At 48.2% G+C, this 14,423-nt stretch carries 7 protein-coding genes and 1 pseudogene; 6 read left to right on the forward strand and 2 right to left on the reverse strand.

The features are described 5' to 3' along the window. Complete coding sequence (locus NQ564_RS04565) at window positions 1-888, forward strand: aldo/keto reductase (protein ID WP_008148482.1); 888 nt, start codon at window positions 1-3, stop codon at window positions 886-888. A gap of 5 nt (window positions 889-893) precedes the next feature. Here NQ564_RS04565 and NQ564_RS04570 read toward each other — a convergent pair whose 3' ends face one another. Continuing rightward, window positions 894-2,255 (reverse strand): MATE family efflux transporter, encoded by a 1,362-nt coding sequence (locus NQ564_RS04570; protein WP_008148484.1) that lies wholly within the window; start codon window positions 2,253-2,255, stop codon window positions 894-896. 366 nt (window positions 2,256-2,621) lie between these two features. Between NQ564_RS04570 and NQ564_RS04575 the strand changes: the two genes are divergently transcribed. Both NQ564_RS04575 and NQ564_RS19310 read left to right on the forward strand, forming a co-directional pair. Next, on the forward strand, window positions 2,622-8,150 hold the full coding sequence (locus NQ564_RS04575) for an alpha-2-macroglobulin family protein (protein ID WP_039848141.1): 5,529 nt from the start codon (window positions 2,622-2,624) through the stop codon (window positions 8,148-8,150). Between the two features lie 747 nt (window positions 8,151-8,897). Then, a pseudogene (locus NQ564_RS19310) lies at window positions 8,898-10,787 on the forward strand (PAS domain-containing sensor histidine kinase); the annotation flags it as partial. A 28-nt stretch (window positions 10,788-10,815) separates the two neighbouring features. Here NQ564_RS19310 and NQ564_RS04590 read toward each other — a convergent pair. Then, on the reverse strand, window positions 10,816-11,289 hold the full coding sequence (locus tag NQ564_RS04590) for a GAF domain-containing protein (protein ID WP_008148493.1): 474 nt from the start codon (window positions 11,287-11,289) through the stop codon (window positions 10,816-10,818). Window positions 11,290-11,351: 62 nt separating this feature from the next. On the opposite strand from NQ564_RS04590, the gene NQ564_RS04595 reads away from it, so the two are divergent. The 3 genes from NQ564_RS04595 (at window position 11,352) to NQ564_RS04605 (ending at window position 14,325) form a co-directional block, all read left to right on the forward strand. Next, complete coding sequence (locus tag NQ564_RS04595; protein ID WP_008148494.1) at window positions 11,352-12,698, forward strand: MATE family efflux transporter; 1,347 nt, start codon at window positions 11,352-11,354, stop codon at window positions 12,696-12,698. 42 nt (window positions 12,699-12,740) lie between these two features. Next, entirely contained in the window at window positions 12,741-13,382 is a 642-nt protein-coding gene (locus NQ564_RS04600; RefSeq protein WP_008148496.1) for a cytidylate kinase-like family protein, read from the forward strand. A gap of 172 nt (window positions 13,383-13,554) precedes the next feature. Continuing rightward, entirely contained in the window at window positions 13,555-14,325 is a 771-nt protein-coding gene (locus NQ564_RS04605) for a sulfide-dependent adenosine diphosphate thiazole synthase (protein WP_005644098.1), read from the forward strand. Window positions 14,326-14,423: the final 98 nt, after the last annotated feature.

Raw genomic sequence — 14,423 nt, forward strand, 5'->3', positions numbered from 1 at the left:
ATGGACAGACGCAAATTTATTCAAACAGGAGTTGCCGGAGTAGCCGGTTTATCTTTAGCTCACACGGGACTTGCCAATATACGGATGGCCGTTCCTTCGGATATATCGGTTGACAGGGTGAAACTGGGAAAGACCGGATTGAAAGTCTCCCGTATAGCTATGGGAACCGGGACGAAAGGCTGGAATTACCAGTCCAACCAGACCCGGCTCGGACTGGATAACTTTGTGAAGATGGCCCGTCACGGTTATGAACGCGGTATTCGTTTCTTCGACATGGCCGATATGTACGGTTCGCAGCCATTTGTCGGAAAAGCCCTGAAAGAGTTGCCCCGCGAGAAACTCACCCTGATGACGAAGATGTGGACGTACGAAGAAGGGTCGGAAAAACGTGAGCCGGTCAGCAAAACACTTGACCGTTTCCGCCAGGAAGCTGGTACAGACTATTTTGATATCCTTCTGTTGCACTGCATGACGAAAGGCGACTGGGCGGAAACCCGTAAGTTTTATATGGACGGTCTGGCAAAGGCCAAGCAGGACGGTATTGTGAAAGCTGTCGGCGTCTCCTGTCATAACTGGGATGCGATGGTCGAGGCTGTCGACAACCCGTGGTGCGACGTTATCCTTGCTCGTCTGAATCCGTTCCAAAGCCATATGGATGGCACGACTGAAGCTGTAAACGAACTTTTAGGTAAGGCCCGCAAAAAAGGTAAAGGGCTTATCGGAATGAAAATTTTCGGTGAAGGCAAACACGTTTCTGATGCAGAACGTGAACGTTCCATCCGTTTTGCCGTCACCGAAAGCAATCTGCATTGCATGACACTCGGTCTGGAGTCCATCGCTCAGATGGACGATGCGATAGAGCGGGTGATGCGGAATGCCAAAGGATAACTGCCTTATTCCACCACTCTGCATATCTTGTGCCGGTATTGGTAATCTATCGTCAGTGCGATAAAGATGATCAGTTCGGCACACGGAACAGCCAGCCATAGCCCCTTTTCTCCCAACAAATGAGGAAGAGCGAGGAAACATATGCTCATCAGGATGATTCCTCTCAGCAGCATGAAAAGCATCGCTTTCCGTGCTAATTCGATACTCTGGTAGTACCCGATCCATGCAATATTCAAAGCAAAACAGATAAACCCGGAAGCGAAGTAGGGGATTCCCTTTGTTGCAATCCCGTAAGCCGGACAGCCGGGTTCCAGGAACATCGCTACGATATAAGGACAGAACACATACATCACGGCAAAAGCTGTCAGCCCGGAGATAAAAGCCGTTTTCAACGAAAGCCGGAACGTCTCATGTACTCGTGCAGCATCTCCCGTGCCATAATTGTAGCTGATGATCGGCTGTGCCGACTGGGCGATTGCGTTCGCGATCATGAACACGATTGGCAGGCAATAGCAGGCTACACTGTATGCTGCTACGCCATCCTCTTTCAGCATCCGGATAAAAGCATAGTTGCCGACCAGCATCATGCAGGCGATCGCCAGTTCGCCCAGCATCGCCGAGGCTCCCAACTGGATCATATACCCTGTGTTCCGACAGGTCAGGCGAAGGCTTTTCATACTCATCTTCAACTTGTATAAATGTAACGTCTTGGAAAAGCCGAACAGGTAGACCAACACCATCAAGCCGCCTGCTACCTCTGCTAACGCAGTTGCCAGTGCTGCCCCGGTCAGTCCCATCTGCATCGGGAAAACGAAAACATAGTCGAGCACGACGTTTATCAGAGCCGGAACAACGTTGCACAGCATCGCGAATTTCGGTGAGCCATCCAACCGGATCATGAACATCCCGATGTTGGCCAGCATGCTAAAGATAGAGAATGGCACGATCCAGTTCATATACTCCAGCACAAGTGGTAGCAACTGATCGGAACTCCCCAGCATATAGGCCGTCTGTTTGTTGAACAACATTACCAAGGATATTCCTGCAGCCATCAACAAGAGGGACACCAGCAACGCTTGTGTAATATTAATGTTGGCCGCCTTCACTTTTCTTTGCGACAGGTGGACGGAAGCCACGACCGACGATCCCACCCCGAAGAGCAGCCCGATCCCTGTCGTCACCATAAAGATCGGGGCGACGATATTGACGGCGGCCAACGCGTCGCTTCCCACGCCACGCCCCACGAATATACCGTCGGCAATCGTGATACACGCCATACAAACCATTCCCAGTAACGTCGGGAAAAAGATTTTGCGGAATAGAACCGGAATGTTCATACTACCAAAATCAATACGATCTCTTTGCATAACTCAAATTACTTTTTATTTCGGTTTGCAAAAGTAGTCCTTTAAGTCCGGCTGGAAATTACCATTTGGTAAAAAATAGCAATAATGATATACACTTCATCCGTTTTTAAGGGCGTTTGCCCATTATCAAAATGTCACTGCCATCCCGTCAAAATCGGATTAGTAGTGCATTTATTTGAAATTACTATAGCGGGTAATATTTTTTAACATAGCAAAAAGATATGAGTATGGTAAAAAGGATAACCAAATGATATTTTCGGCAAAACATGGTTTTAAAAGCAAGAGCCGTAATCATATATGTGTATGGAAATGTTTATATTTGCAGATAGTCTGTTTGTTGAAGTTGTAATATTAAATGCTGGAAATATGGTGAAATATTTATATTATCTCTGCGTCTGCTGTCTTTCGCTTTTAGTCTGCGGATGTGAAGGAAAAGGTGAGTCCGAAGAGCTCCCTTTCAGTCCCTATGTGGAGGCGTTTACCTCCGGTACGATTTCAAGATATACACCCGTATATTTGATTTTCAACCAGGAAATAGCAGCTGACAGGATGAAGCCTGAACAGCTCCACGACTTAGTTCGGATCAAACCCGAGACGGCTGGCGAGTGGGCATTCGAGAACAATCGGACGATTGTATTCAAGCCGACTAAAAGTTTCGAGCGCGACACCCGTTACGAGGTAAAGGCAGACCTTTCAGAGTGGTTCGATACGGAACGGAAAGACAAGTATTTTACATTCAGATTCTCGACACAACCTCTGTTGCTGCGGGCCAACCTGCAATCCGTCGATATCAACCGGAAGAATGAAAACGGTTATGACATCGTCTGCTCGGTGTTCACGCCGGACAAGGAGATGCCCGAAACCGTAGAGTCGCTTGTCCGTTTCTCTGAAAAGGCGGATGCCACCTGGCAGCATAGTCCCGATGGAAAGAGGCACGAAGTCTTCATCCCGAACATACAGGCCGGGACGGACGCGGCACGTGCCTTCAAACTATCTGTCGCTCCGAACAAGCTGAAAGTGCCGGAAGAGGAACTGCTATCCGTCGACATTCCTGAACTGAATGATTTTGCCGTGTACGAAGTCGAATATGTCGCAGAGCCGGAACGTTACGTCGAAGTCACCTTTACGAAACTACTCGATGCGGCACAAAACATGCAGGGACTTGCCTGGATCGACGGTAACAAATCGGAGACCGTCAATGTCGAGGGCAATAAGCTCCGCCTTTATCCCGATGCAGGTAGCAAAGGTGCCCTTAATGTTCATCTGAGTCAGAACATCAGAAGCAAAAACGGGCTGAACCTGAAAGAAAGTATCGTCCGCCAGATCGTAGTCAGTGATGAGAAGCCGGAAGTCCGTTTTATCGGCAACGGAGTGATCATCCCGCAGTCCACACAACTGACCGTTCCTTTTCAAGCCGTCTACTTGCGCGGCGTAGTAGTGCGTGTCATCAAGATATTCGAACAGAACATCGGACAATTCCTTCAGGTGAATGATCTCGAAGGAACGAGTGACCTGATGCGTGTCGGTCGCCTGATCGCGCGTAAAACGATCTTCCTCGATGAAGATGCCACCCAGGAGCTCAGCCGCTGGAATACCTACGCGATCGACTTGAAAGAACTGATCGACCCCGAACCCGGTGCCATCTACCGGGTGGAACTGTCGTTCAACCGGGATTTGTCTGTCTATCCCTGCGAAGACCTCGTCAAGAAAAGTAAAGAACAACTACTTGCCGATGATGAGATCAAGTTCAAGGAAGAAAGCAGCCGTTTCGATGGAGGCGGTTATTACTACTATAACGGCGACTTCGACTGGTCCGACTACGATTACAGCAAACGTGGCGACCCCTGTTCCAACAGCTATTATTATAACACGACCGTCGGCAAGAATGTCCTCGCCACCAATCTCGGTCTGTTGGCGATGGCCGGCGAAGATAACGATATGACTGTCCTTGTACATAACATTCTGAGCACCCATCCGGAGAAAGGCGTCGAAGTCGTTGCCTACAACTACCAGCGTCAGGAATTAGCCTCCGGCATGACGGACGACAAAGGACAGGTGCGTTTCTCGCTGAAAAACGGCAAGCCGTTCTATCTGACTGCTTCCCTCGGACAGCAACGCTCGTATCTTCGTGTAGACGACGGTTCCGCCCTTTCGCTGAGTTCCTTCGATGTCTCCGGAGAAGTCGTGCAGAAAGGCATCAAGGGCTTCATCTACGGCGACCGCGGTGTATGGCGTCCAGGCGACACGCTGCATCTCGGCTTTATGTTGAACGACCGCAGCCGGATGCTCCCAGCCAATCATCCGGTCATCATGGAACTTTACAATCCGCTCGGCCAGCTCTACCTGCGCAAGACACAGACAAAAGGTGAAGCAGGACTTTATGTTTTCGATATGCCGACCGAACCCGACGCACCGACAGGCGCGTGGAATGTCAACGTGAATGTAGGCGGCGTCACCTTTACGAAGCGTCTCCGTATCGAAACGATCAAACCGAACCGCTTGAAGATATCCCTTACGATGCCCCCAAAAAAATTGCTCCGGGGCGAACCGCTTGATGCTGCTATGCACGTGGAATGGCTACAAGGAGCGACTGCCCGTAATCTGAAATACGACATCCAGGGAACCTTTATCTCGACCCCGACCACCTTTTCCGGCTATAAGAAATTCTATTTCGATGATCCTTCGAAAATTTTCAACAGCGAAGAAAGCAAAGTGATTTCCGGTACGACCGATGCAGCGGGCAACGCCATCATCAAAGCCCGTTTCGAGATCGGTGCTTCGGCTCCCGGCATGTTGTTGGCGAGTTTTGTCACCCGTGTGTATGAGGAATCCGGCGATTTCAGCATTGACGCCAATCGGGCGTCCTATTCACCCTACCGCCGCTATGCCGGCATCAAGTCGCCCCAGCAAGATGGGGAACCGCTGAAGACCGGAACCGAATATAAATATGAAGTAGCTTCCGTCGACTATCTCGGGCAGGCGGTAGCCAATACTGAACTCGAAGTGAGAGTCTATAAAGTCCATTGGTACTGGTGGTGGAGCTCGGACAACGGCAATCTGGCTAACTATGTCTCCAATTCGTATAACAAGCCGGTGAAAACCTTCACCATCCGTACTGGCACGAATGGCACGGCCTCCTTCAACTTGAAATATGCCGATGCCGATTGGGGAACCTATTTTATCTCGGTGAAAGACAAAGAGAGCAAACACTCTACCGGTGTGATGAACTATTTCGACTGGCCTTACAGTGAAGGCAGACGCGATGCTGACGGTTCTCCCTCCGCCAATATGCTAACCTTCAAGACCGACAAGGACACGTACGCGCCAGGCGAACAGATCGTCGTTACCTTCCCCTCTGTCAAGGGAAGCCGCGCGATCATCAGCATTGAGAACGGAACACGTGTCCTTTCGACCACTGAGCACATGTGCAACGACAGGCAGACTACGGTCAAGCTCGACGTCACTCCGGATATGCAGCCAAACGCGTACCTTTATATAACACTCTTGCAACCGCATGGTGTCACGAAGAACGACTTGCCAATCCGTATGTACGGTGTCGTCCCCTTCACGGTGACTTCTCCCGAAAGCCATTTGGCTCCGGTTGTCCGTATGGCGGACGAGATCAAGCCGGAAGCACCTTACCACGTGACGGTTTCCGAGAAGAACGGTCGTGAGATGGCCTACACGCTGGCGATTGTCGACGAAGGGTTGCTTGACCTGACCCGCTTCCGTACGCCCGATCCCTGGCAGGCGTTTAACGCCCGCGAAGCATTGGGTGTCAATACCTGGGATTTGTACAATTATGTGGTCGGCGCGTATGGCGGCCGCATCGAGCAACTGTTCAGCATCGGTGGCGACGACGCTTTGAATAAAGGTCCGAAAGCGATCGTGAACCGCTTCAAGCCGGTTGTACAATTTGCCGGCCCGTTCCTGCTGAAAAAAGGAGAAAAACGGCAGCATACCTATAAGATGCCGAACTATAACGGACGTGTCCGCGTCATGGTCGTCGCCGGAAACGGGGAGGCTTACGGTAACACGGAGAAGAGCGTGCTCGTGCGCAAGCCCGTCATGCTGCTCGGTACACTCCCGCGCGTTATCGGCATAGGAGAGGAGATGGTGGTTCCCGCTACCGTCTTTGCTACCGAAAAAGGAGTTGGAGACGTGCAGGTCACGATCGCCTGCTCCGGTAACATGGAGATAGTCGGCGAGGCAAGCCGTACGCTGCATTTCGAAGCGGTCGGTGACAAATCGGCGCAGTTCCGCATCCGCGTGAAAGATACCCCCGGAGCCGGACATGTAAGGATCACGGCTATTAGCGGTGGTGAGAAGTCCGTATATGAAACCGATATCGAAATCCGCTCCGTGCGCCGTCCGCAAGTCAAGGTGACGCCTGTGACGCTCGAAGCCGGAAAGAGCTGGAAAGGGACAGTCGGCCTTCCCGGCGTGGAGGGTACGAACTCCCTTATGCTCGAAATGTCGGATGTCCAACCTGTCAATCTCTCCACGCGGTTGTCCTACCTGTTAGGCTACCCGCACGGATGTGTCGAACAGATCACCTCGAAGGCATTCCCACAACTGTACTTGAGCGGGTTCGCCTCGTTGACCCTCGAACAAGAACAATTGACTGAAAGGGCTGTGAAAGAAGTAATCCGCCGCCTGCGTTCCTACCAGACAGTAGACGGCTCTTTCTCTTACTGGCCCGGTGGAACGAGCAGCAATGCCTGGGGCACTGTCTACGCTACTCATTTCTTGCTGGAAGCGGAGAAGAAAGGTTACCTTGTGCCCGAAGGTATGAAACGAGATGTGTTGAACGACTTGAGCCGCATTGCCCGTAACTGGAAACCGGAAACCTCCTATTGGGCTGAATCCGAAGAAATGACGCAGGCATACCGTTTGTTCGTCCTCGCTTTGGGCCAAACTGCCGAGGTAGGCGCCATGAACCGATTGAAAGAGAGTAAGGCACTTGCACCTATGAGCCGCTATCTGCTGGCAGCCGGTTATGCTTTGGTCGGTCGCCCGGATGTATCGAAGGAGCTGGTTGCAAAGACGACAGTTCTGACAACGGCTTATTCTGAATATGACCGGACGTTCGGTAGCGACCTGCGCGACAACTCAATCCGCCTGATGACGCTCTGTCTGCTCGATGGCGGTAAGGAAGCGGCTCTCTTGGCAAATGAAATCTCTAAGACGCTCGCATCCGACGATTGGCTGAGCACGCAATCCACGGCATTCAGCCTGGTGGCCCTTTCTGATTATATGAAAAAATACAAGGTGTCTGGTTCTATGGATTTTTCTTATACTTTGGGTGGCAAGACGGAGAAGGTTTCCACCACCCGGAATATCTGGACGGAGACTTTGCTTGACAAGGCAGCCTCTTCCGTCTCCTTGGAGTTGAAGAACACCGGCAAATCCACTCTGTTCGCCCGCCTTGTGACCGAAGGTATCCCGGCCGAGGGCAAAGAGAAAGCCTATGCGAATGGTCTGACGCTTGCCGTCAGCTATATGGATCATGACGGTCATCCGGTGAATGCCTCCACTTTGCAGCAGGGTACGAACTTCACGGCTGTGGTGACTATCGCAAATCCGTCTCCTCGTGGTTATAGCCATTTGGTGCTGACGGAGGTTTTTCCGGCCGGATGGGAGATATTGAACACGCGCTTCCTTACAGGCGGTACGGCAGATAACCGGGCGGCAGGTGTCAACTACCAGGATATTCGCGACGATCGTGCTTACAGCTATATCGACTATCTGCCTGCCGGAAAACAGGTGACGGTCCGCATCAACCTCTGCGCCGTTTATCCTGGTCGTTTCTACTTGCCTCCGGTCTATTGCGAGGCGATGTATGACCATCTCGTCCGGGCGAATACGGAGGGGGAGATGGTGACGGTCGAGTGATCTTATTTATCGATGGCCGGACGGGGAATGCTGACGCTTCAGCGTACCGTCCGGCTATTTTTTTGCCTTGTTTTTAGCAAAATCATGAAAATAACTAAAAAAGGATTTCTGAAACCCGCATCAGGAGAGGAAAGTATAATGTTAAGAAAAGTTATGGTGTATATAGGGATATGCTTTTGTGGAATTTGAAATACAAGGCCTATACTGAAATGTAAAATGACGAATTAAAACGTTCGTTTTTTTTAGTCATTTGCAAAGGTAGAATATATGTTTTGATAATCAAGAGATTTTAAAAATAAAATATTTTGAAAATCAATATTTTAGCTATGTTTTGGTGTGCGTAAAAAATAACGAGAAATCCAAATTTTAATAGTAAAAAAAATGACTAAAAAAAACGAACGTTTTAATTCGTCATTTTGATAATCCCCTATAGCGATTTTGCAAGTATGGCTTTATCAGAAATAACCTTGTTGGCATACGAGATAGCAAACAGGCAAGTATAAATGCCCTTGTAGCTATACGGAGAGACAAACAAGTGGTTTGAAAAGGGTGTGTCAATTTGATATCACTGGACGCAGATGACGCAGAACACACAGACGGACGCAGATTTATTTTGCTGATAATTAATAATATCTGCGTTAATCTGCGCTCGTCTGCGTTGTCTGCGTCCCATGAATACCTTATTCGGCACACCCTCAAACAGGTGACAAGATACAATTGATAATATCCAATCTTAAAAATGCAATTATGGCAAGAATTCAAACATTCCCTAAATCGAGGCTGAAACTGGATGATAAACTAATATTATTCTCTGATGTCGTTAAAGAATATTTGCCCATAGGTCTTGAACTCTATGACAGGAATGGTTTGCTAATCGATGCAAATAAGGCCGAAATGGAAATTATGGGGGTTGTCGATTTAAATGAGGCACTTGGAATCAGCCTGTTTGAAAATCCAAATTTCTCAGATAAAATAATAGATGATATCAAAGCCGGTCAGGATGTTCATTTCTCTCTGGAATATGACTTCGATAAAGTAAAAACAACTGACTATTTCAAGACGGTCAAAAAAGGCATAGATCATATTGATGGAACAATCTCCATCATTCGTAACAAGCAAAAAGAGATAATCGGTTATCTGGTTATTTCGCAGGATTACGGGGCTATTCAGTTTAAGTACGAGAACCTTTACAATCAGATGCTGACAATTATGAATTCACTGCCTGTAGGAATAGAACTTTATGATAACGACGGTACGATTTCTTTTTTGAATGATACGGATGCTGCTATATTCGGGATATCCGATATTGAGGGTGCTATCAGGAAAAAGCCTTCTATATATGATAACCCGAATGTTCCTGATTGTGTGAAAAATGCTGTATACAGTAAAAAACCGATCAGTGTCCGGTTTCCTTACAATTTCAAAACAATAGCACAAACGAAATATTACAGTACGAATAAAAATAATGATGATGTTTGGGTCGAATGTAACGGAAAGCCGATTATCGATCCGAATGGCCGGATTGGCAGCTATACGTTTGTCATGGAGGACGTGACTGAAAAGACACGTGCCGAGGAAGAGCTGAAAGAAAGCAATCAAAAGGCGGAGCTGATACTTAATAATATAAACTCAGGACTGGCTTATATTACCCCCGACTATGTCGTTCAATGGGAAAATATGGTGAAGTGTTCGACCGCTTTTCCAAATGGAGCTTATAGGCAGGGAGAGCTTTGCTATAAAAGTACTTATAATCGCCGGTCTCCTTGCGAAAATTGCGTGATACAACGGGCTGCCGTATCGCATAGAGTGGAGCAGATGAGGATTTTTCTCGAAGAAAACAGGATGGTTGAGTTATTTGCCACCCCTGTGTTTAGAAATACCGGTGAAATTGATGGCTTCGTCATTCGCATAGATGATATAACAGACAAGGAACGCATGATCAAAGAACTCAAGCATGCAGAGGAGTCGGATCGGTTAAAATCGGTTTTCCTTGCTAATATGAGCCATGAGATCCGTACGCCCTTAAACGCTATCGTAGGATTCTCGAATCTGCTTGTCGAAACAAATGATCCGGATGAAAAAGAAGAATATACCCGGATTATCAACAATAACAATGAATTGCTTTTGAAGCTAATCAGTGATATCCTCGATTTGTCCAAAATCGAATCTGGAAGCGTAAAATTGAAGTATGAGGATTTTGACTTGTCGGGTTATTTTGACGAGCTTGCCGTATCGATGAAACAACGTATTACGAATCCGGATGTGAATTTGGTTATCGTGAACCGGTATGACAAATGTTTGGTTTGCTTGGACAAGAATCGTGTGGCGCAAATCCTGACAAACTATATGATCAATGCAATTAAATATACTGTTAAGGGTACGATTGAAATGGGATATGATGCAACGAAAAGTGGCATTTATTTTTATGTCAAAGATAGTGGTATCGGTATCCTTGATGAAAAGAAAAACAGGGTTTTTCATCGATTCGAGAAATTGGACGAATTTGCCCAAGGGACCGGCCTCGGATTGTCGATCTGCAAAGCTATCGCCGAGGCAATGGGAGGTAAAGTCGGTTTCGAATCTACCTATGGTAAAGGGTCCTTATTTTGGGCGTCATTACCTTGTGAAACAAAAAGTGAGGTTTCGTGATCATATCCTCGATCTGTTACATGGGCAAAAAGGCACAGAGCTGTTCCAGATATTCCGCATCCATCTTGTCAAACTCGCTCAGCTTGTCGCTGTCGATATCCAGTACGGCAACCACTTTTCCATCTCTGATCACCGGTACGACAATTTCCGACCGCGAGGCGGAGCTACAGGCGATATGCCCCGGAAACTGCTCCACATCCGGGACGATGATTGTCCGTGCTTCTTTCCAGGCTGTCCCGCATACGCCTTTCCCGTACCGGATACGCGTACAGGCAAGAGGACCCTGGAAAGGGGCGAGCACGAGCATCTCTTCTTTCACGATATAAAAGCCTACCCAGAAAAAATCGAATGTTTGTTTCAAGGCAGCGGCGACATTCGCCATATTGGCGATGATGTCTGTTTCTCCCGCTGTCAGCGATTGTAATTGAGGGAGCAGCGTCTCATACAGTTCCCGCTTGTTCCCACCGTTGATGATTAAATTTTCCGCCATTTTTTATACTTTATAAGAAAACAAAAGTAACCTTTTTTTCGGATTCTCCGTACCTTTGCAACATGAGTAAACAAAATTCTCCTTTAGTGCTTGGAACCGAGCATATCAGCAAGTTGTTGACACAGTACGCCATACCGGCCATTATCGCCATGACCGCCTCTTCTCTTTATAATATGGCGGACAGTATATTTATCGGACACGGGGTAGGACCATTGGCAATCTCGGGCCTGGCTTTGACTTTCCCGTTAATGAACCTTGCGGCTGCTTTCGGTTCGCTGGTCGGGGTGGGGGCTTCGACGTTGGTGTCCGTGAAGTTGGGACAGAAAGATTATGAAGGGGCGAACAAGGTACTCGGAAACGTACTGGTGCTGAACGTAGTCTTGGGGCTTGCGTTTACGTTGGTGTTTATGTTGTTGCTCGACCCGATCCTCTATTTCTTCGGGGCGAGCGAGAACACGATTTCGTATGCCCGCGACTATATGAATGTGATCCTGATGGGAAATGTGATTACTCATATGTATCTCGGACTGAATGCGGTGTTGCGTTCTTCCGGTTTTCCGAAATTAGCGATGTATGCGACGCTGGCGTCAGTGGTGATCAACTGTGTGCTGAATCCGCTCTTTATCTTCGGCTTCGGTTGGGGAATCAAAGGATCGGCATGGGCTACCGTCATCTCTCAGGTCATTTCGTTGGCCGGACAGTTGATCCATTTTTCCCGCCCGAAGGAGTTGTTGCATTTCAAGAAAGGCATTTACAGGCTGAAAAGAGAGATCGTGAAGGGGATTCTTTATATCGGGATGTCGCCTTTCCTGATGAACCTCTGCGCTTGCCTGATCGTGATCCTGATCAATCGGGGGCTGAAAGAACACGGGGGCGATATGGCGATTGGGGCATACGGGATCGTGAATCGGGTGGTATTCCTCTTTATCATGATCATCATGGGATTCAACCAAGGAATGCAACCGATTGCCGGCTATAACTTCGGTGCCCGCCAGTATTCGCGTGTGACGGAGGTGACGAAGCTGACGATGAAGTGGGCGATAGGGGTGGCGACAACAGGGTTCTTGCTCTGTCAGTTGTTCCCGTCTATGATTGTCCGCATGTTTACGACCGATCCGGAACTGATCGAGGCGGCAGTGTATGGTTTGCATATCGTCTTTGCAGTCTTTCCGATTGTCGGTTTCCAGATGGTGGCGACAAACTTTTTCCTTTCTATCGGGATGTCGAAGAAGGCCATCTTCCTCTCGCTCACCCGGCAGATGCTGTTTCTTGTTCCCTGCTTGCTGATCCTTCCCCGATGGCTTGGAACACTTGGAGTATGGATCAGCATCCCGATCGCCGACACGACAGCTACGATTGTTACGGCCCTCGTCTTGATAAACCAGTTCAGGAAGTTTCATTCTAAATAAATTTTATTTACCTTTGTCTTGATACCAAAAAGATAGATAGACATGGATAATAAAATCATATTGACCATCGGCCGGCAGTTCGGCAGCGGTGGTCGTGAGGTAGGACAGAAGCTGGCAAAAGAACTGGGCATTGGCTATTATGACAAGGAGCTGATGGCGCTTGCCGCGAAAGAAAGCGGACTGAGCGAGGAGTTTTTCGAGAAAGCGGATGAGAGGGCTTCCAGCGGTTTGGCGTATGCCTTTACAATGGGCTATTCGTATATGGGGTTGTTTCCACCGTATGCCGATGTGTTGTCTAACGACCGTTTGTTTCTGTATCAGAGCGATACGATCCGTAATCTGGCGGAAAAAGGTTCTTGCGTGATTGTCGGACGGTGTGCCGACTATATCCTTCGTGATAATCCCGACTGCTTGAGTTTCTTTATTCATAACAACAAGGAAAACCGTATTCAACGGATCATCGAAAGCCAGGACCTGACGGTCGAGCAGGCGGAGGAATTGATGCTGAAGACCGACAAGTCGCGTGCTGCTTATTATAACTATTACACGAATAAGGAATGGGGAGTTGCATCCACCTACAACTTTTCGATAGATGTCTCCGTGTTGGGAGTAGACGAGACGGTTGCTTTCATGAAGAATTTTGTGGAACGGAAAATGAACAAGCGTCCGCCGCATTTCGGATAATTTATTATCTTTGCAACCGACTTATCATAGGGGTGCCTTACTATACAGGCTGAGATTATACCCATTGAACCTGCCGGATAACGCCGTGAAGGGAAAAGGTAGAATTACTAAATAAAGGGAAGCGTTACCTCTATGTGCTTCCCGATGTTTGAACTCTAATTATTATTTTGTAATGGAACAGATTGTTTCAACAGGAATTATCGACTCTTACTTTGCGAAGTTAAAGAGTAATTTGTCTATTGATGTCGCTATTGTCGGTGGCGGTCCTTCTGGTATCGTTGCCGCTTATTATCTGGCTAAGGCCGGAAAAAAGGTGGCTTTGTTCGACCGTAAGCTGGCTCCTGGTGGAGGTATGTGGGGCGGCGCCATGATGTTCAACGATATCGTGGTTCAGGAAGAGGCTATGCCGATCGTACGTGAGTTGGGTGTAAGTTATAAGGATGCCGGAAATGGTACTTATATCATGGATTCCGTGCACACAACCTCGGCTTTGATCTATAGTGCGACGAAAGCCGGTGCGACTATTTTCAACTGCTATTCCGTAGAAGACGTGGTGTTCCATAACGATGCCGTAGCCGGTGTAGTTGTGAACTGGGCTCCGGTTATCCGCGAGGGGATGCATGTAGACCCGCTGACGATTATGTCTAAGGCTGTCTTGGAAGGAACCGGCCATGACTGTGAGATCGCGCGCGTGGTGGCTCGCAAGAACGATATCAAGCTGAATACTCCGACTGGGGGTGTGATCGGCGAACGTTCGTTGAATGTCGAGCTGGGTGAGTCTACAACCGTAGAAAATACGAAGGAAATCTATCCGGGACTGTTCGTTTCAGGTATGGCTGCCAATGGGGTGAGTGGTAGTTTCCGCATGGGGCCGATCTTTGGCGGTATGCTGATGAGCGGTAAGAAAGCGGCTGAACTTATTTGTGCCAAACTGGACAAATAAAGGTTTATTCCCTAATAACAAGGAGATGTCAGAATATCTTCATCACGATTTTTTAGGCATGGATTGTATTGGTTTATATCCATGCCTAATTTATGTCA

Origin of the sequence: Parabacteroides johnsonii DSM 18315, assembly GCF_025151045.1 — a bacterium.
Lineage (GTDB): Bacteria > Bacteroidota > Bacteroidia > Bacteroidales > Tannerellaceae > Parabacteroides > Parabacteroides johnsonii.

Excerpts from the sequence above, each read along its gene's own strand:
- NQ564_RS04565 (WP_008148482.1), top strand. The coding sequence starts at position 1 with ATGGACAGACGCAAATTTATTCAAACAGGAGTTGCCGGAGTAGCCGGT.
- NQ564_RS04570 (WP_008148484.1), bottom strand. The coding sequence starts at position 2,255 with ATGCAAAGAGATCGTATTGATTTTGGTAGTATGAACATTCCGGTTCTA.
- NQ564_RS04575 (WP_039848141.1), top strand. The coding sequence starts at position 2,622 with ATGGTGAAATATTTATATTATCTCTGCGTCTGCTGTCTTTCGCTTTTA.
- NQ564_RS04590 (WP_008148493.1), bottom strand. The coding sequence starts at position 11,289 with ATGGCGGAAAATTTAATCATCAACGGTGGGAACAAGCGGGAACTGTAT.
- NQ564_RS04595 (WP_008148494.1), top strand. The coding sequence starts at position 11,352 with ATGAGTAAACAAAATTCTCCTTTAGTGCTTGGAACCGAGCATATCAGC.
- NQ564_RS04600 (WP_008148496.1), top strand. The coding sequence starts at position 12,741 with ATGGATAATAAAATCATATTGACCATCGGCCGGCAGTTCGGCAGCGGT.
- NQ564_RS04605 (WP_005644098.1), top strand. The coding sequence starts at position 13,555 with ATGGAACAGATTGTTTCAACAGGAATTATCGACTCTTACTTTGCGAAG.